The organism is Robertmurraya korlensis NBRC 107688, assembly GCF_001591645.1.
Taxonomy (GTDB): domain Bacteria; phylum Bacillota; class Bacilli; order Bacillales; family Cytobacillaceae; genus Robertmurraya_A.
In genome coordinates, this window is sequence record NZ_BCVH01000001.1 from 836,799 (window position 1) to 855,478 (window position 18,680).

21 protein-coding genes and 1 riboswitch are annotated in these 18,680 nt (G+C 40.5%); of the genes, 19 read left to right on the top strand and 2 right to left on the bottom strand.

The annotated features are described in order from the left end of the window. Positions 1-3 precede the first annotated feature (3 nt). The 13 genes from thiE to BKO01S_RS04245 all read left to right on the top strand — a co-directional run bounded on the left by thiE (position 4) and on the right by BKO01S_RS04245 (position 11,216). Positions 4-636 carry a thiamine phosphate synthase gene (gene thiE, locus BKO01S_RS04185; RefSeq protein ID WP_066049052.1) on the top strand — a complete coding sequence of 211 codons (633 nt, stop codon included), beginning with the start codon at positions 4-6 and terminating at the stop codon, positions 634-636. An 18-nt stretch (positions 637-654) separates the two neighbouring features. Then, complete coding sequence (gene thiD, locus BKO01S_RS04190; RefSeq protein ID WP_066049055.1) at positions 655-1,467, top strand: bifunctional hydroxymethylpyrimidine kinase/phosphomethylpyrimidine kinase; 813 nt, start codon at positions 655-657, stop codon at positions 1,465-1,467. A gap of 6 nt (positions 1,468-1,473) precedes the next feature. After that, a riboswitch (TPP riboswitch) is annotated at positions 1,474-1,570 on the top strand. 101 nt (positions 1,571-1,671) lie between these two features. Continuing rightward, on the top strand, positions 1,672-2,442 hold the full coding sequence (locus tag BKO01S_RS04195) for a thiazole synthase (protein WP_066049058.1): 771 nt from the start codon (positions 1,672-1,674) through the stop codon (positions 2,440-2,442). Positions 2,443-2,451: 9 nt separating this feature from the next. After that, the gene (thiH, locus tag BKO01S_RS04200) at positions 2,452-3,567 is read left to right on the top strand and encodes a 2-iminoacetate synthase ThiH (RefSeq protein ID WP_066049059.1); all 1,116 of its coding nucleotides are present in this window, start codon (positions 2,452-2,454) and stop codon (positions 3,565-3,567) included. A gap of 13 nt (positions 3,568-3,580) precedes the next feature. After that, complete coding sequence (locus tag BKO01S_RS04205) at positions 3,581-4,648, top strand: LuxE/PaaK family acyltransferase (protein ID WP_066049062.1); 1,068 nt, start codon at positions 3,581-3,583, stop codon at positions 4,646-4,648. After that, positions 4,639-6,072, top strand: coding sequence for an acyl-CoA reductase (locus BKO01S_RS04210; protein ID WP_066049065.1), 1,434 nt, complete (start codon positions 4,639-4,641; stop codon positions 6,070-6,072). The genes BKO01S_RS04205 and BKO01S_RS04210 overlap by 10 nt, the downstream gene beginning before the upstream one ends. Positions 6,073-6,087: 15 nt before the next feature. After that, positions 6,088-6,840 (top strand): ABC transporter ATP-binding protein, encoded by a 753-nt coding sequence (locus BKO01S_RS04215; protein WP_066049068.1) that lies wholly within the window; start codon positions 6,088-6,090, stop codon positions 6,838-6,840. Next, complete coding sequence (locus tag BKO01S_RS04220) at positions 6,837-7,604, top strand: ABC transporter permease (protein ID WP_066049071.1); 768 nt, start codon at positions 6,837-6,839, stop codon at positions 7,602-7,604. Before BKO01S_RS04215 ends, BKO01S_RS04220 begins: the two co-directional genes overlap by 4 nt. Then, positions 7,601-8,584, top strand: coding sequence for an ABC transporter substrate-binding protein (locus tag BKO01S_RS04225; RefSeq protein WP_232311153.1), 984 nt, complete (start codon positions 7,601-7,603; stop codon positions 8,582-8,584). The genes BKO01S_RS04220 and BKO01S_RS04225 overlap by 4 nt, the downstream gene beginning before the upstream one ends. Before the next feature lie 11 nt (positions 8,585-8,595). Then, positions 8,596-9,372, top strand: a complete 777-nt coding sequence (locus tag BKO01S_RS04230; RefSeq protein ID WP_084361938.1) for an SDR family oxidoreductase — start codon at positions 8,596-8,598, stop codon at positions 9,370-9,372. Between the two features lie 10 nt (positions 9,373-9,382). Next, positions 9,383-9,994, top strand: coding sequence for a thiamine phosphate synthase (locus BKO01S_RS04235; RefSeq protein WP_066049076.1), 612 nt, complete (start codon positions 9,383-9,385; stop codon positions 9,992-9,994). Then, positions 9,991-10,194: a sulfur carrier protein ThiS gene (thiS, locus tag BKO01S_RS04240; RefSeq protein ID WP_066049079.1), complete on the top strand. Its 204-nt coding sequence runs from the start codon at positions 9,991-9,993 to the stop codon at positions 10,192-10,194. The genes BKO01S_RS04235 and thiS overlap by 4 nt, the downstream gene beginning before the upstream one ends. Positions 10,195-10,199: 5 nt before the next feature. Next, positions 10,200-11,216, top strand: coding sequence for a thiazole biosynthesis adenylyltransferase ThiF (locus BKO01S_RS04245; protein ID WP_066049598.1), 1,017 nt, complete (start codon positions 10,200-10,202; stop codon positions 11,214-11,216). A gap of 56 nt (positions 11,217-11,272) precedes the next feature. Here BKO01S_RS04245 and BKO01S_RS04250 read toward each other — a convergent pair whose 3' ends face one another. Together BKO01S_RS04250 and BKO01S_RS04255 are read right to left on the bottom strand one after the other, a co-directional pair. Continuing rightward, a complete protein-coding gene (locus BKO01S_RS04250; protein WP_066049082.1) occupies positions 11,273-11,728 on the bottom strand; it encodes a hypothetical protein in 456 nt (151 codons plus the stop codon). An 11-nt stretch (positions 11,729-11,739) separates the two neighbouring features. Continuing rightward, entirely contained in the window at positions 11,740-13,659 is a 1,920-nt protein-coding gene (locus BKO01S_RS04255; RefSeq protein ID WP_084361939.1) for a peptidoglycan-binding protein, read from the bottom strand. Positions 13,660-13,789: 130 nt separating this feature from the next. Between BKO01S_RS04255 and BKO01S_RS04260 the strand changes: the two genes are divergently transcribed. The 6 genes from BKO01S_RS04260 to BKO01S_RS04285 all read left to right on the top strand — a co-directional run bounded on the left by BKO01S_RS04260 (position 13,790) and on the right by BKO01S_RS04285 (position 18,678). Further along, a complete protein-coding gene (locus tag BKO01S_RS04260; protein ID WP_232311154.1) occupies positions 13,790-14,419 on the top strand; it encodes an HAD-IA family hydrolase in 630 nt (209 codons plus the stop codon). A 75-nt stretch (positions 14,420-14,494) separates the two neighbouring features. Next, on the top strand, positions 14,495-15,130 hold the full coding sequence (locus BKO01S_RS04265; RefSeq protein WP_066049085.1) for a FusB/FusC family EF-G-binding protein: 636 nt from the start codon (positions 14,495-14,497) through the stop codon (positions 15,128-15,130). Positions 15,131-15,191: 61 nt separating this feature from the next. Further along, the gene (locus BKO01S_RS04270; protein WP_066049088.1) at positions 15,192-15,806 is read left to right on the top strand and encodes a TetR/AcrR family transcriptional regulator; all 615 of its coding nucleotides are present in this window, start codon (positions 15,192-15,194) and stop codon (positions 15,804-15,806) included. Between the two features lie 14 nt (positions 15,807-15,820). Beyond that, positions 15,821-16,342 carry a GNAT family N-acetyltransferase gene (locus BKO01S_RS04275; RefSeq protein ID WP_369690981.1) on the top strand — a complete coding sequence of 174 codons (522 nt, stop codon included), beginning with the start codon at positions 15,821-15,823 and terminating at the stop codon, positions 16,340-16,342. Between the two features lie 122 nt (positions 16,343-16,464). Then, on the top strand, positions 16,465-17,949 hold the full coding sequence (locus BKO01S_RS04280; RefSeq protein ID WP_066049094.1) for a phytoene desaturase family protein: 1,485 nt from the start codon (positions 16,465-16,467) through the stop codon (positions 17,947-17,949). Positions 17,950-18,066: 117 nt separating this feature from the next. Beyond that, positions 18,067-18,678 (top strand): YitT family protein, encoded by a 612-nt coding sequence (locus BKO01S_RS04285; RefSeq protein ID WP_066049097.1) that lies wholly within the window; start codon positions 18,067-18,069, stop codon positions 18,676-18,678. Positions 18,679-18,680: the final 2 nt, after the last annotated feature.

Here is an 18,680-nt window from a genome sequence, read left to right on the forward strand (position 1 = left end):
GAAATGGACTTACTAAAACTGTATTTTATTATGGGCAGTCAAGATTGCTTGGTTCGAACACCCGAAGAAACGTTATCTCTAGCGATAGAAGGCGGAATTACCAGCTTTCAATATCGAGAAAAAGGGAACCCATCTTTTGGAGAAGTAGAGAAATACGAGCTTGGAAAAAAACTGCGTGAACTCTGTGGGAAACATGGGATCCCATTTATCGTCAATGATGATTTATCACTTGCTATCGCTCTTGATGCTGATGGAGTACATGTTGGCCAAGACGATGAGAATGCAAGATATGCAAGGGAGAGCATTGGCCCAAACAAGATTCTTGGTGTTTCAACTCATACGATTGATGAGGGACTTCAAGCCGTTTTAGATGGAGCTGATTATTTAGGAATTGGACCGATGTACCCTACGATTTCAAAAGCAGATACGGTAAAGCAACAAAACTTGGCTATTTTTACTGAATTTCGAGGGGCAGGAATTCAGCTCCCACTAGTCGCAATTGGCGGAATTAATTCTACCAATGGAGAAGAGGTTATGAATTCAGGTGCCACTGGGCTAGCGATCATTTCCGATATTTGCCGAGCAAGTAATATCACAGAGCATACAAAGCTATTACGTAGATTAGTAAGTTATTAGGAAAGGAGGATATTCACGATGGTAGGGAAGGCATTAACGATTGCAGGATCTGATAGTGGTGGTGGTGCAGGTATTCAGGCCGACCTAAAGACATTCCAAGAACTAGATGTGTACGGAATGTCTGTTATAACAGCTGTAACTGCACAAAACACAACAGGGGTACAAGGGGTATTTTCGGTCCCAGTGGAAGGTATCATCGAACAACTAACATCAATTGGCGATGATTTACCTCCAGATGCACTAAAGACAGGGATGTTATTTAACAGTAAAACGATTGATGCTGTTGCAAGATTCATAGAATCATATTCAATGAAAAATATCGTCGTAGACCCAGTCATGATAGCCAAAGGCGGAGCTTCCCTTTTGCAAAAAGAAGCGGTGGAAGCTTTAAAAGATAAATTACTACCACTTGCGACGATTGTTACCCCAAACATTCCTGAAGCAGAGGTACTTACAGGAATAAAAATCGAGACAATGAATGACCGAAAACATGCAGCAAAACTCCTCTATTCTATGGGTGCCGAGACTGTCATGATCAAAGGTGGACACGATCAAGGAAGTGAAGAAATGATTGATCTGTTATTTGATGGACAACAATTCCATACTTTTACTTCGACTCGGGTTTCTACAAAGAATACCCATGGCACAGGCTGTACCTTTTCAGCAGCCATTACCGCTCAACTCGCAAAAGGAAGCTCTGTTGTTCAAGCGGTGGCAGTCGCAAAAGACTTTATACAGGCAGCGATTGAAGAGGACTTACACATCGGCTCCGGCCATGGTCCAACCAATCACTGGGCATACAAACGGAAAAGAGCAATAATCGTCAATTAAATGAACAAATTTAGCTAGGGGTGCCTATAAGGCTGAGAGGATGTATCCAACCCTTGAACCTGATTTGGTTAGAACCAACGTAGGGAAGCAATCACTTTGTATATCCGCTCTAATTAAGGGGCCGTTTATACGGGAATGTGAAGACTTGCCAATGTTGGTGAGTCTTTTTTATTTTTCCCAATAAAAACACTAGGAGGAACCACAATGACCGACTTATTAACGATTGGAAACACACAGCTACATAATCGACTATTAACAGGAACAGGTAAATTTTATAACCATAAGCTCATGAGAGAAGCGTTGATCCAATCCCAATCACAGGTGGTTACAGTTGCCTTAAGACGGGTCGACCTGGATGCTACCGGTGAAGAAAACATTCTTGAGGATATTCCTAAGGACATGATTTTACTACCGAATACATCCGGAGCGAGAACAGCCGATGAAGCCATACGAATTGCCCGACTTGCTCGAGCTGCTGGGATGGGGAATTGGATTAAAATTGAAGTGATTTCTGATCAAAAGTATTTGCTGCCAGACAACTACGAAACAGCCAAAGCAACTGAAATCCTAGCCAATGAGGGGTTTGTTGTTCTCCCTTATATGAGCCCTGACTTAATGGCAGCAAAAGCGATGCAAAATGCAGGAGCAGCGGCGATTATGCCACTTGGTTCACCAATCGGCTCAAACCGAGGAATACGAACGAAGGAGCTAATACAAATACTGATTGAAGAAATGGATGTTCCAATCATTGTTGATGCAGGTATTGGCAAGCCTTCAGAAGCAGCGGAGGCAATGGAAATGGGGGCAGCAGCTGTCCTTGTCAATACAGCAATCGCTACAGCAAAGGATCCGGTGGAAATGGCCATTGCCTTTGATTTAGCAGTAAAAGCTGGACGGAAAGCATTCATTAGTGGGGTTGGACCAACAACTACGACTGCACGAGCATCATCACCATTAACAGGATTTTTAGGGTAGGTGAGAGGAATGTCATTTTATGATGAATATCTAAAAGTGAAGAATTATCCATTTGACGACTTTTTTTCCATCATCACCACTCAAGACGTAAAAAGGGTCCTACAGAAAGAACGACTTCATACAGAGGATTTCTTAATCCTCTTATCTCCAGCAGCTGAACATTGTTTAGAGGAGATGGCGCAAAAAGCTCATCAGCGAACGGTGCAGCATTTTGGCCGTACGATTCAGCTATATGCACCACTTTATTTAACTGACTACTGTGTGAACAAATGTACGTACTGCAGCTTTAGTATCGATAACGACTTTCCACGTAGGAAGCTGACCATGGCTGAAATTGAAGAGGAATCACAAGCACTTGTCCAAATGGGCTTGAGACATATTATCCTTCTAACGGGCGAATCTCGCTTGCATTCTTCGGTCGATTATTTGTGTGAAACCATTGATGTGATGAAAAAGTATTTTTCCTCTTTATCTATTGAGATACAGCCATTAGACACCGATGAGTACCGTACGCTTGTCGCACGCGGTATTGACGGATTAACCGTTTATCAAGAGGTGTATAACGAAGAAATTTATAAAGAGCATCATCTAAAGGGACCAAAAAGAAATTATCGCTATCGATTAGATGCACCAGAACGAGGAGCCAAAGCAGGAATGAGATCCGTTAATATAGGCGCATTGCTTGGTATGGATGAGTGGAGAAGGGAAGTCTTTTTTACCGGACTACATGCTAGATACTTACAAAGAAATTATCTTGAAACAGATATTGCTCTTTCCTTCCCTCGCATTCGTCCGAATCTTGGTGGATTCCAACCTAAGGTCGATGTAACGGATAAAAATTTGGTTCAAGCGATGCTTGCATCTCGTTTATTCTTACCGAGGGCTGGCATGACACTTTCTACAAGAGAAAGCGCGGAACTAAGACGCCATTTACTTCCTTTGGGAGTGACGAAAATGTCTGCTGCTTCATCGACCGTTGTTGGCGGATATGCCAATAAAGATCACACACATAGTCAATTCGAAATATCAGATAAAAGAAGTGTTGCAGAAGTAAAGGAATCACTAAAAGAGCTTGGCTATCAACCAGTAGTTAAGGATTGGCAAATGCTTACACATTCTTCGTAAGGAGAGAAACACCATGAACTATGAACAAATCAAACAAAACATTCTTGCTTTTATTGAAAATGGAGAAAGTGATTCCTTTGAATCGTTAGCTTTACAGGTATTCACCTATCAGTACGAAAATAATCCTATTTACAGAAAGTTTTGTCGGGCAAGAAAAGTTCATCCCTCGATGCTTCAATCGTACGAGCAGATTCCTCCCGTTCCAGTTGGTGCTTTTAAGGAAGCTGATATTTCTTGTACGCCGATTGAAGAGACAGAGACGTATTTCCAAACAAGTGGAACGACAAGCGGAAGGCAAGGGAGAAACATTCATCGTGATCTAGATGTTTGGACAGCTTCGATGAAAGCTCATTTTGAAGAAAGTATGATGAAAGAGAAGAAACGAGTAAAAATGGCCATTCTTTTTCCACACCCAAAGGAAATGCCACATTCTTCCCTTGCACACTATTTATTTATAGCTCTTCGTGACTACGGAACGAAGGATAGTGAATATATCGCAACCAACGGGGACTATGATTTCGAAAAGTTCGTCGCCTTCATTGCAGAAGCCGAACAATCAAACACCCCAATCTATTTGTTAGGGGCTACGTTTTCATTTATTCACTTTGTCGAGTATATGGAAAATAACAACCTACGATTTCAACTACCAAAAGGAAGTCGTGTACTGGATACAGGTGGATCTAAAGGTCGAGCCATTGAAATGAGTTCAGACCACTTTAAACAGATGGTGGCAGAATCGTTCGCTTTGCCAAAATCGGATTGTGTCAACATGTACGGAATGACCGAGCTAAGCTCCCAGTTTTACGACCAGAGCGGAGAGGGAATTCAAAAAGCCCCTAATTGGGTAAAAACTGTGGTGATCAACCCGGAAAATGGGTTGCGTGTACAAAAAGGAGAGAAGGGAATTCTCGTTCATTATGACCTAGCCAACTTTCATTCCGTTCTTGGGGTAATGACGGAGGATTTGGGGATTGCCGAAAATGCTGGATTCAAGTTATTAGGTAGAAGCCAAGGGGCAGAAGCAAAGGGCTGTTCCCTTGCTGTAGAGCAATTTCGTAACGGTGTAAGCAGATGGAATTAAAAATCGGCTCGATCCCAAGTTTCATCTCACCAGCTTATGAGAAACGAACCTTTGATTCTCTCACTCTTCTTGTACCAAAACTTACAAGCGAGGAACTGAAACAGGTCATTTCCCATCTCAGACAACAGCATAGAAAGCTTCAAGCACGCAAAACAGATGAGATCATTAATATCATTGACCAAGCGATAAAGCTATGGCTAGACCCTAACTATCATTATAGAAAACTAGCAGAAGAGCTTCTCCCGATTGTTACAGGGTATGACTCAGAAATGATTCGAGTCTTTTTACATTCGTATTTGCGTTCGTTTCGTAAAGAAAAGCTTCAAAGAATGTTGGAGGTGGACTTTACCAATCCGCAGGTTCTTGACGAATTTCGTCCACGAACATCAGGGGGCCTTACAAGAGCCTATGGACCAGACCTAATCACACACGTTTTTTCCGGGAATGTTCCTGCCTTGCCGCTATGGAGTCTAGTCAGTGGTCTATTAGTTAAGTCTAGCACGATAGGAAAGCTTTCCTCATCTGAACCGCTGTTTCCCTCTTTGTTTGTAGAAACATTGAGAGAGATTGACCAGGAATTAGCTGAATGCATCGCAATCATTTGGTGGAAAGGTGGAGAGGAAGAGCTAGAGAAAGTTGCTTTCACTTCATCGGAAAGCATTATCGCGTACGGGAGCGAGGGGACCATTAATTCTATTAGAAAAAAAGCCCCTTCTCACGTCCGGCTACATGCACACGGTCATAAGTTGAGTGCTGGTTTCATTGCAAAAGACTGCTTACAGCGTGTACTTGTAACAGAAACCGCCAGGAAGGCTGCGAAGGATGCTTCTCAATTTGATCAACAAGCCTGCCTTTCTCCACATGTCTTTTTTGTTGAAGAGGAGGGAAGTGTATCTGTACGTGAGTTTGCTAGTTTGCTAGCTCAAGAAATGAATAATTATCAGGTGAAAATGCCAAGAGCCCGATTAACCGAACAAGAAAATCAGGCGATCATCCAGGCTCGCTCCAAGTATCAATTTCAAGCTTTTCAAACAAAGGAAATTACCATATTCGAGAGCGAGAAAAGTACATCTTGGACCGTGGTCTACGATCAAAAAGCGACTAGGTTTCCAATTTCTCCATTAAACCGGTTTGTGTATGTTATTCCCGTTCAATCCATTGATGATGTACCTCCATTCCTCCATCAGGTACGAGGTTTCATACAGACTTTTGGGGTCGCATGCACGCCGCATACCTTCCGCTCGATTCTAGAAGTACTCGGAGGATGCGGTGTCAATCGTATTACTTTTTTAGGCAGAATGGGGGAACCAGAACCTGGTTGGCACCATGATGGAAGACCCCATTTAGCCGATTTGGTCCGTTGGGTCGACGTGGAAGCTAGCGTAGAAATGGACATGGATGCATATGATCCCCATCGGGTATAAGGAGGAAACAAAGAAATGCAGCCACCCTATTTACAATTAAAGAATGTCGGGCTTACCTATGAGCAAGAACAGAAGGAAACAATCCGACAATTTTCCCTTGATATCAAAAAAGGGGAGTTTATTAGCATCATTGGAAAAAGTGGTTGCGGAAAAACCAGTCTGTTGCAGATAATATCAGGAATACAAAAGCCTACCACTGGTTTGATTTCGATAGGTAGTCAGGAAGTTAATGAACCGGTTGACGAGCTTTCGTATATCTTTCAAAAACCTATCTTGTTAGAATGGAAGACCGTATTAGAAAATGTCGTACTACCAATAGAGTTAAAGAGAAAATTGACCGAAAAGGATATGTATAAAGCAAAGGAAATGCTGGAAAGTGTCGGGCTCTCAGATGCGATTCATAAATTTCCTTATGAATGTTCTGGAGGAATGCAGTCGAGGGTCGCCATTGTCCGAGCATTAATTGAACAGCCAAGCATCCTCTTAATGGATGAACCTTTTTCGGCACTCGATTCTTTTACAAAGAATCAGCTGCATGTTCAGCTGAACCACTTAATCAATGCGTATAAACCAACTGTGGTTTTGGTCACACATGACCTTCAAGAAGCTTTTTTTCTGTCTGATCGTATCGTCCTTCTAGGCGGGGAACCCGGGACATTGCTACAAGAGTACCAGGTACCTTTTCCTCGACCGAGAAAGAAGAACATGTTAATTAGCCAAAAATTTTACGACTTTCAGCAAGATATTATTGAGAGGCTTCATCTATGAAAAAAAGCTATATCTATTCCACCGTATTATTTATTTCCCTACTCATTCTTTGGGAAGTAATTGTTCATGTAAAAAAAATATCACCATTGCTTTTACCAGCACCAACAACGATTGCAGAAAAGCTATTCACATTGTTACTAAGCGGTTATTTTACGCCACATATTTTTACAACCTTATTTGAGATCATTAGTGGTTTTTTTGCAGGAGTCCTTATCGGAATCGGACTTGGTCTGCTGGTTGCACAATCGGATACGCTTCGCCTTGTTCTAAAGCCGTATATTATTGCCACACAAGCAATGCCAAAGGTTGCCTTAGCTCCACTCCTCATTCTATGGTTTGGGTACGGATACACGCCGAAGATTTTGATTGTTGCATTGATTAGCTTTTTTCCATTGTTTGAAAGTACATTGACAGGCTTACTGGTGGTCGACAAGGACCGATTAATGCTTTTTCAGCTGATGAAAGCTAGCAAATGGCAAACCTTGTGGCGGCTGCAGCTCCCGACGGCCGTTCCTTATTTAATTTCAGGTATGAGGGTGGCAATCGTACTTAGTGTGGTTGGAGCGGTTGTTAGTGAGTTTATTGGTGCAAATGAAGGATTAGGCGCATTAATTATCGTCGCACAAGGAATGATGGATACTCCATTACTATTTTCAGCCTTTATCCTGTTAACAGCTATTGGCATTCTCTTGTACGCTTCAATATATGCAATTGAATTTCTATTTTTTAAAAAATACACTTCTTATCGGAGGAAAAAATCGTGAAAGTTCCTACAACATTGTTATCTATTTTATTAATCTTAGCAGTCGTATTGATAGGCTGTGCAAAGGAAACTCAGCAACCAATGGAAACCATTCGAATGGCGTCCTGGAGCAAACCGATTGTTGAGCAGAGTAACTTATATGTCGCTAAGGAAAAAGGTCTATTTGAAAAAGAAAACCTTACGTTTGAATATATACCGGGTGCAGGAGGGGGAGATGCAGTAAAAAACATCCTTGCTGGTAACGCTGATATTGCCTTCGCAAACCTGGAAGCAGTGCTGCTAGCTGCTGAAAAAGGCGAAAAATTGAAGATCATTTACAATATTTACCCAGAAAACGTATTTAATTTGGTTTCCTTAAAGGAAAGCAATATCGAATCCATTGAGGACTTAAAAGGGAAGAATGTAGGTGTTTACAGTCTAGCAAGTGGGACGTATCAAAATTTACAGGTGCTATTGCATCATGCAGGGATTAAGGAAGAAGATATTTCAATAACTGCAACGGGTGTTCTTAATTTTGCTCCCTTGATGGAGGGTCAAGTGGCTGCAACCGCAGCTACAGATACCGGATTGTATGATGCCAAGCAAAAAGGACTAGGTGAGGTAGATATTATTGAAGTAAAAGATGTTCTCAATACCCCGTCTGATGTGTTTGTTGTCACCGAAAAGGTTTATAACGAAAAGAAGGACGCCCTTATCCGCTTCCTTCAGGTATATAAAGACAGTATAGAGTACACGATGGAGAACCCTGATGAGGCTGCAGATATCGCGGCAAAACATGCAGTGGACGGTAGCGATGTCACACGAAATAAAGAGATTATTGCAATTAGAAACAAAACGAGTCTGAACAACAATGGTCTCGGTACGTTCGATTTTACTGTTTTAAAAGAGGTAGAAGCGTCTTACGTAGAAATGGGGTTATTACAAAAGCCGGTCAAAATTGAAGAACTTGCTACAAACGAACTCGTTGAAAAGTTGAAATAAGAGGTGAGGAAGTGAATTTGTCGTTAGCAGGAAGAGTCTGTATCATCACTGGCTCAAGTAGAGGGATTGGGGCAGCACTTGCAGAAAGCTTTGCCTCCGAAGGCTGTCATGTTGTCATAAATTATTTGAAAAATGCAGAAAAGGCAGAAATCCTTGCTCAGAGTTTACAAAAAGAATATGGAGTGGATTGTTTAGCCATTCAAGCGGACGTTACTAAGGAAGAAGATGTGAAAAGATTGATCGATGTGGTAGCAGAAGAGTTTGATCGGATAGACATCGTTGTGAATAATGCACTTCATGGATACCTTTTTGATCCTAGTGAAAGAAAATGGGCGTGGGAGGCACAGTGGGAGGATTATCAGAGACAGATCGATGGTTCATTAAAGGGAACCTATCTTATGTGTAAGTATGCGATTCCTCACATGAAAAACATAGCCTTCGGTCGAATCATTAATATGACTACAAACCTATTGTATCGTCCAACTGTTCCGTACCATGACTATAATACAGCCAAGGCAGCAGTATTGACATATTCGCAAAACTTAGCTGCAGATATTGGTAGATTTGGTATTACCGTAAATTGCATCGCACCAGGTCTAGTGTACCCGACAGAAGCTAGTAGACTAACAAAAGAAGAAGTAAAATCAGCTATTATTTCTGAAACACCACTAGGGAGAATTGCCAGACCTGAAGACATTACGGGAACTGCCCTATATTTAGCAAGCAACTGGGCACGATTTGTTACTGGTCAAAGCATCATTGTTGACGGTGGATATACGATGAAATAAGGAGCGGATTATGAAAAAAGAATTGCATGTCATCACAACGGGACATCAAAATCTAGCAGATGTGATTGAAATCGCAAGAAACATTCATTCCTGTGTAGATTGGATTCACTTACGAGAAAAACAACGGTCCACAGAAGAACTTCTGCACTGCATTCAACGCATGAAACAAGCGGGAGTCCCGCTGTCAAAAATGATTTTAAATGGTTCGGCAAGTGTAGCGTTAGCTGGAGGTGTAGGTGGGGTTCAGCTTTCTCATAGTGGAGAAGATGTACTAAGTGTAAAAAAGCATTTCCCGATGATACGAGCTGGATGTTCCGTTCATTCGCTAAGTGAAGCACTTGAAAAAGAAGAACGAGGAGCGGATTACTTGATTTTTGGTCATGTATTTGAAAGTTCCTCTAAATCAGGACTTCGTCCACGTGGACTGTTTGCTTTACAAGAACTTACCGCGTACATATCTATTCCTGTCATTGCGATTGGCGGCATTACCCCCTCAAATATGAAGAACGTACTAGCAGCAGGGGCTAGTGGAGTTGCTGTGTTGTCGGGGGTTTTTGGAGCAGATAATCCAGTGAAAGCGGCTTTACATTATAGAAGAATAATAGAGGAGGTTCAGCAATGAGTGTATTCGTTAATGGGAAAGAAATCGTGATTTCTACTGGTAAAAATACGATTTTGTCATTGATTGAAAGTTACGAGCTTAATCCAAAGCTTGTGATTGTTGAGCGAAACAAAGAGATTATTGAGAAAGATAACTATAAATCTACCATTCTAAAACAAGGAGATCACATCGAAATTGTTCATTTCGTTGGGGGAGGGTAATGACTGTGATTGATCGATATTCAAGACAAGAACTCTTTCAACCAATTGGGAAACTGGGGCAGCAGAACATTCGCAATTCTCATGCACTTGTCATTGGTGCAGGTGCTTTAGGAACAGCAATCGCGGAATCTCTTACACGAGCAGGGATAGGGAAATTAACGATTGTAGATCGAGACTATGTCGAATGGAGCAATCTCCAACGCCAACAGCTGTATAGTGAAGCAGACGCACGAGATCGAATCCCGAAAGCAGTTGCTGCAAAAAAACGTCTTTACGATATTAACTCTGATGTAGAAGTGGTTTCACAAGTAATGGATGTATCAATTGAGGAAATAGAACAGTTAATTATAGACGTTGATATCATTTTAGATGCAACCGATAATTTTGATACTAGACTACTAATCAATGATATATCACAAAAAGCAAACATTCCGTGGATCTACGGGGCATGTGTGGGGAGTTACGGGCTGTCTCTGACGATTATTCCTGGAGAAACTCCCTGCCTACAATGTTTATTAGACACCATTCCGCTAGGGGGGATGACGTGCGATACAGCAGGCATCATTTCACCAGCGGTTCAAATCGTTGTTGCACACCAGGTAACAGAAGCAATCAAGCTTTTAACCGGTAATCAATCCTCACTCAGAGGCTCGCTCTTGTCGTTTGATCTGTGGTTGAATCAATCCTCATCTATTGCAGTGGACAAAATGAAAAAAGAGGATTGTCCATCTTGCGGAAACATCCCAAGCTATCCGTTTTTAGATAAAGCCCATTCAACAAAAACAGCTGTTTTATGCGGGAGGAATACTGTACAAATTCGACCTGGGAAAAACACAACATTAAATCTTGAAAAACTAGCACTAGGATTAAAGCCATTAGGTCAAGTAAGTAAAAACGACTATTTATTGTCACTGACTACAGGGGAACACCGACTTGTTTTCTTTACGGATGGACGTGTTCTTGTTCATGGAACTAAGGATATTACTGAAGCTAAAAAATTATATCATCAATTTGTAGGGTAACATGAAAGAAGGGGATCCGAAGATTACGATACTAAGGATCCCCTTCTTATACAGTTCTACTGTCCGATCACTTGGACATTTCTTACCTCAAATACCGTTTCCTTTTTCTCTTTTGTTACAACAAATACATCCACTTGTGATGATTCACTCTCAAGTACGAAATCAAGTTCCTTTTTGCTCCAGTTGCTTGTTAGTTCAACTTCTCGTTCTTTATCTTTTAAAAATTTCCCTCTTGCATCCGTTTCTTCGATTCTTAAGATAACCGGACCCGTTCCTTTTAGCTCAACCTGAAACAAGATGCTTTTGGAACCAAGGTCTTTGGGTGTGAAAACAAAACCTTCGCCTACTTTTAATCCTTCTGTCTTAACCACAACTTCTCCATCTTGACCTTTTTCAATTGTTGCTCCTATACCTAGTAAGAGAATGCTTGTACTTTCTTTTGCAGCGATCAACTGACTATTCATCACAAACGTCATCAACACTACAAAAAACACTTGCATCGTTTTTTTCATTCTATATCCTCCTATTTTGTTACCGAATCTAATTTACTGAGGGTTGTCGGCCCTGCGATCCCATCGGCTTTTAATTTATATTTCTTTTGAAACACAATTACGGCATTTCTCGTTGCTGCATCATACGTGCCATGTGCATTCCCCCTATACACACCATTTTTCTTAAGCTTACTCTGCATATCTTTAACAGCCGTACCTTTTGAGCCAGTGCGGAGGGTAGGGTATTTTTTTACAGAGACAACGGCAGGTTTTGATGTAGTAGCTGCTTTGGTTGGTGCAATGACCGCATCTAGCTTTGACAAAGTAGCAGGTCCTGCAATCCCATCCGCTTTTAGCTTATATTTTTTTTGGAAGGCAATGACCGCATTACGAGTACTTGTATCGTATTTACCGTGTACACTTCCTTTATAGATACCTACTTTCTTAAGCTTATTTTGCATGTCTGTAACGGCAGCACCACTTGACCCTACACGAAGGGTTGGATATTTCTTGGCTGGAGCTGCAACGGCCGGTGCGGGTGCCCGTGGAGGAGTAATCGCCGGTTTGGGCGATGGAACAGGTACTGGAGCAGGCAAGGGCCCTAGGGCAGAGACCGCACCTGGTGTATTGGCAGCTGGTTCGCTTGGTACAGGTTGTTGAGTGGACGTTTGTAAGCTTTTTACTTTCAAAGCTTGTCCAATAAAAATGGCATCTGTTGTTAGATTGTTCCATGCTTTCAGCTCATCAACGCTCATTTTATAACTAGCTGCGATTTTCCAAAGGGTGTCTCCAGATTGCACGATATGTGTAATTGCAGTGGAAGGAGCCGTACTTCCTGCTTGCTCCTTTGGTTGAGTATCGCTTACAGGAGAAACTTCGACTTGTCCATCATGTGATAACCATGTCCGATACGACTGCCAGATAGAAGAGCTTTCTTGACCTAAGCTCCAGCTCCCTGATCCTTTTAGATTGTATTTATGGATTAGCTGTAATTTCGCTTTAATTGACTCATGATTTTCATACCAAATATGATATGTACCTGCCGTAAGTGTAGTACCTGCAATACTGATAGTTGGGTCTCCTGGTTTTATCGAAATTGTTGCTTTAGGAGACTGTGATGTCTCGTCATAGGAAACTGTACCGCCATATTTAGCGAGCATTTCATCGACACGGTGATTAGAAATACCGGCTCCGCCTGTTGCTTGACCTTCTTTCCAGTATCGTCCATAGAATGGAATACCGAGAACGATTTTGTCGGCAGCCACTCCTTGATTCAAAGAATATTGAATCGAGCGCTCCACCCATCCGTAACTCGCGACAGGTCCTTGTGGGCCACCCGAATAACTCTCATCATAGGCCATAATCATTAAATAGTTGGCATATTTCGCTAGTTCTTTGTAGTCGTAGGAGCCATGCCAACCCTTTGTCCATCCGTTCGGGTTAGCGGCAACTGCTACTGAAACCTCCTTGTTTGAAGGAAGTTTTTCACGTAACAAGCGAACCAAGTCTGTATAGGCGTCACGATCTAGATCGGTCACATTCTCAATATCTACCTGAATTCCATCTAGGTTATTTGTCACAATAAACTCGGCGAGTTGAGAAGATAGTTTTTCTCGATTGGCAAGAGCCTGCCGACCAAGCGTCCGGTCCCAATGATTACTAAGAAAGGGGACAACCTTTATCCCACGAGCGTGCATCTGAGTAACAAAAGCCTCATCAAATTGAGAAGTAATCTTAAGTGACCCATCAGCATTCAAATCAAAATAGCTTGGGGAAACGAGGCTTAAGTTTCCTTGTGTTTTGTCGACTTGAGAGATGTAAGAGCTCGTATTCCCAAAATACAAATAGCTCATATTAAAGGTTACTTCGTGTGCAGAAGTTCGTAGAGAAGGGAAGTTGGCAAGAATCTGACCGTCTTGTTGCTGTAATTCAATTCGAGAAAATTCATACATATTCTTGATCACCACCTTATGTTAGTATGTTCTATCGGCAAGTGAATCATCATATAAATTAGCCCATTGACACAACTAACGAACGTTAGTTAAAATGAACTTTATAAGCAATATATAAGGAGGAGAAAGCATGATTAAGTACGTAGTATTTGATTTTGATGGAACATTAGTAGATTCAAAATATGCTTTTCAAACCGCCTGGAACATATTGGCAGATAAATACGGGTTTGGAAGGATAGAAACGAATCAAATTCATTCGCTTAAAAACATGACGTTTAAAGAAAGAAGCAAACTATTACATTTTCCACTTTATAAAATACCGATGGTGGTTCCTGAGCTCACACGCCTGTATCGGGAATCGATGAAAAACGTTCATTTTTTTGATGGGATGAAAAATACGCTCCTCCGTTTATCGGAAGAAGGATTTCAGATAGCTATTATTTCATCAAATTCTGAAGATAATATCAGGGCTTTCCTTAAGGAAAACGATCTAGCCAGAATCGTGACAGAAGTCATGTGTTCTAGTCGAATTTTTGGTAAAGACAAGGTGATATCAAGATTTTTAAACAATCACAAGCTGCAAGCTTCTGAGATGGTGTATGTGGGCGATGAAAGTCGGGATATCATTGCCTGTAAGAGAATTGGAGTTAAAGTGATTTGGGTTGGATGGGGGTTTGATGCAGAAGAAATCGTTACCTTACACAAGCCAGACTATTTGGTTTATTCACCACATGAGCTGGAAAATTTACTTTTAAACTAAGAGGAATCATTCCAAACATAATTACTAACAAGCGTGTGTGATCCCACTTGTACTTATAACGATAGGAGAATAGAAATGGAAGCTATTACAAATGAACAATATAATTTTTTACAGTCACGGACCCAAAAACTAATAAACGCGTATTCAACTGTAAACGATCAGTCAGTGCTACATGCCTTAAAACAATTAATAGAGGAGGAAGTCAAAGAGCTTGTTTCAGTAATGAGTTTAGAAACACAACAGCTATTTCTAACCATAACTAGTGTACAGGACAAAATAACCGCTGATCAATATTTATCAAAGGTAAAACCGTATGTTCGTCCATTTATTGACGTGAGCGAAGATCAACTCAAAAAATTATTTTCAAAAGTAAAAAAATTCAAAGGCCCTGCACTTAATCAAATTCCTTTGCGAGAAATTTCTTATTTAAGCTGGGAGGATCAAGGAACAAACAAAAGATATATTGTGGCGCCTTACGAGAATCGTATAATTGGCTTACAAGGATCCTTTTCAACGAAGCATCAAAAGAATATTTGCTCGATTTGTAATAAATATGAATCTGTTGGATTGTTTTCAGTCGAGTCAAAGGGGAAAGTTCAAGGGACCTATACCATTAGGGGAAACTATATCTGTTCGGATTATTTAACATGCAACAGAAATCTAACCTCTCTTCAGAAGCTTCATGATTTTTTACTACCACTTTTATCCTAATATTTTGCTGAGCGAAAAATGTTAGTTACAATGACGAGAGAATAAACTAGGAGAGAAACAAATGAATGAAACTAAATCTACAAAGGAAAAGATTTTAGATGTTGCAACTGAGCTTTTTTCACAAAAAGGCTTTAGTGGTGTGTCAATTAGGGAAATTACAAAGGAAGTAGGAATTAAAGAAAGTTCACTATATAACCATTTTAAAAACAAAGATGAAATATTAGAAACCATTTTATCCAACTTTCGAGTAGAATTTGCAAAGATTATTCCCACTAAGGATCAATTAGACGCTATTTTGGCTTCATCTACACTAGAAGGTTTTTTTATTAGAGGATTTGAACGATTCCAGGAGCATCTTAGCAGGGAAAAAAATGAGAGATGCTGGAGGATTCTTTCTAATGAGCAATATCGTTTGCCTGCTGCCAGAGAAATTTATTTACATGATGTCATAGGCCTTTCTCTTCAATTTTTAGAAACTGTCTTTGCAAAATTAATCGTGCTTGGAAAACTTAAGGATACGTACAAACCCGCTGTTCTTGCTTCAGAATATCAATATACGATGTTTGCTATGTTAACCGAATATCATTTGCTTCGTTTTGATGGAAAGGACACAACTGAAATCGAACAGAAAATGAAAAATCATGTGCGGTTTTTTCTAGATACAATAAAGATATAAGAAGTCTCGGGGGAGTGAAAAAGTTGATTATTCGTAGAGCCTTACCTAGAGATGCAAGGGGGATTGCTAAGGTTCATGTGGATAGCTGGCGAACGACTTATAAGTCTATTTTTTCTGAAAATTATTTACAGTCAATAACATATGAAAGTCGGGAAGAATTATGGACTCGTGCCATCCCCAATGGGTATGTATTTGTTGCTGAAAATGAGCAGGGAGAAATCATTGGATTTTCTTCAGGGGGAAAAGAGAGAACTGGCAACTATCCAAAGTATAACGGTGAACTATATGCCATCTACATCCTACAGAATGACCAAGGCAAAGGGATTGGTCGACAACTAGTCAATTCTCTAATTGAAGAGTTAAAAAGTGATGGAATCCATTCCATGATTGTGTTGGTTCTGGAGGAGAATCCGTCAAAGCATTTTTATGAAACTCTTGGTGCATTTGAAATCGATCGACTGGAGGATACAGTGGCTGGGAAAGAAGTCATAGAGCTAGTCTATGGCTGGAAAGATTTTTCGCAATTTTATAATTAGCAAAAGGATGTGGATGGTGTAACCATACCCGTCCTTTTTTGTATTTACATATTAAAAATTGTAATTCTAGTTAGTTCGGTTGAAAATAGATTTATGCGATTCTCGTAGAGGAGAGAGATTGAATGAAACCATCTGTTTGTATCATTGGAGCAGGAATTGGCGGGTTAACCGCCGGTGCATTTTTGGCCAAAGATGGCTTTGATGTAACGATTTTAGAAAAAGCAACAACCGTTGGAGGTTCAGCAGGTTTTTATTATAGAAACAATAGACGGTTTCCTACAGGAGCAACCATTGCATTTGGGCTGGAAGAAGGCGGTGTACTTAAAAATTTGTTGGCTAAGCTAGGAATGAACCCACCCTTTATGGAGCTACTCCATCCAATGGATGTGATTTTACCAGATCGTGAGGTGTCGATTTACAAAGATAAAAGTGAATGGGAAAAAGAATTACAATTGAGCTTCTCAGAAAGGAAGGAGGATGTCCTATTATTTTGGGAAAAGCTTGAACAAATCGGGGAGGACGTCTTATCAGTCACAAAAAGTGAAGTTTCCCTTCCTATACAGCGAATCTATGATTTAGGAACATTGCCATCCTTTGCCGTAAAAAATCCTCTCTCATTAGCGAGACTAGCTAAGTATACGACATGGACTGTTGAGAAGCTGTTAAATGCTTACAAACTCGATACCTATATGCCTTTAAGACAATTTCTTAATGCCCAGTTGGTTGATGCAGTTCAAACCGATGTGTCTAAAGCAGCTTTATTACCTTCGAGTGTAGCTTTATCCATTTATCGTAAAGGAAGCTTTGTATTTGAAAATGGAATGGGTCAGCTATGCGAATTGCTTGAGGAGGAAATTAGAAAAAAAGGTGGTCGTGTATACCTTTCTTCTCCCTTGAAAGACGTAGCATATGATGCAACTAGTAAGCAATGGAAAGTGGAAAGCAGAAAGTGTAACAGCACATTCTCAACCATCATCAATAATTCCGGAGTTTCCTTTGGAGATAAGACATCATATGAGGCAGATGACTTTTCGTGGGGTGCTTTTCGAATAGATGGGACTGTGAAGGTAGACATTTTGGATCAATTACTTGGCAAAACACTGCCGTTCGCCTATCAAATCGTTTCCGATAATCCACACGTAAATAAATATTGTCATAATCCTATCTATGTCACCTTTCACCAATCCAAAAATAGTGCAGGGGAGAATGTATTGGACGAAGTAATGATGACAATCTCTGTCCATACAGAAGAGAATAAATGGCTTCAGCTTTCAAAGGAATCCTACAACGAAAACAAAGTTCTTTTAATGGAACTATTATTGGAAGAAGTAGAAAAGAACTTTCGATTAAAGGAACACCTCCTATTCGCTGAAGCTGGAACCCCTGTTACCTATAAAAAGTTTATGGGCAAATCAAAGGTGGGGGGATTTCCTTTAACTATAACAAATGCTGTGCTCAAACCAAGAAGTTTCCGTACAAATCTTCCAAATTGGTATATCGTCGGGGAGCATACATTTCCAGGTCCAGGTACATTATCCTCCGCCTTAAGCGGCTATTATGTATCGAGGGCAATTACAAAAGAATACTTTAAAAAAAGTGAACATTAGGTTCGCTTTTTTCCTTTTTGTCCAAGCAGTCATAAATACAAACTACATAGAATAAGATGTTGAGGATAAGCTTGTTCAGGGTGTAAGATAGTACTCTTTGACAGTAGGGATGTCACGATGAAAAAATTTTTAATAAAATATGGGTTTGTTATGGCAGGCGGCACCATACAGGGACTTGGAATGGGATTATTTTTGTTTCCCCATTCCATTCCATCTGGTGGTGCTGGAGGACTAGCCGTCCTATTAAATCACTTTTTACACATAAATATGGGACTGGCTCTTTGGATTGTCAATTTTTCCATGCTTGTATTGGCCATAAAATATTTAGGCAATTCAAGTGCTTTGTGGACAATGTTCGCTATAACCGTTACATCGTTTACCGTTATTTTTATTGAAGGCGAACTTCACTCCCCGATAGGGAATGTTTGGGTTGATCTCGTAATTGGTTCCTTGTTGTTAGGGACAGGAGTAGGCCTACTCTTGAGGAATGCAGTCTCTAACGGTGGAGTAGGCGTGATTGCCTTAATTATCGCTACAAAAAGAGAGACCTTACCCGGTAGACCTTTATTTTGGATAAATACTAGTATTTTTGTACTAACCGCATCAATCATTAGCTGGGAACTGATTATTCAAGCACTAATTAGTCAATGGATATCAACAAAAATGGTCGACCTTGTTTACTTTTATAATTATTATGGAGTGTATACTCTTGGTTGGAGAAAGAAATAGTC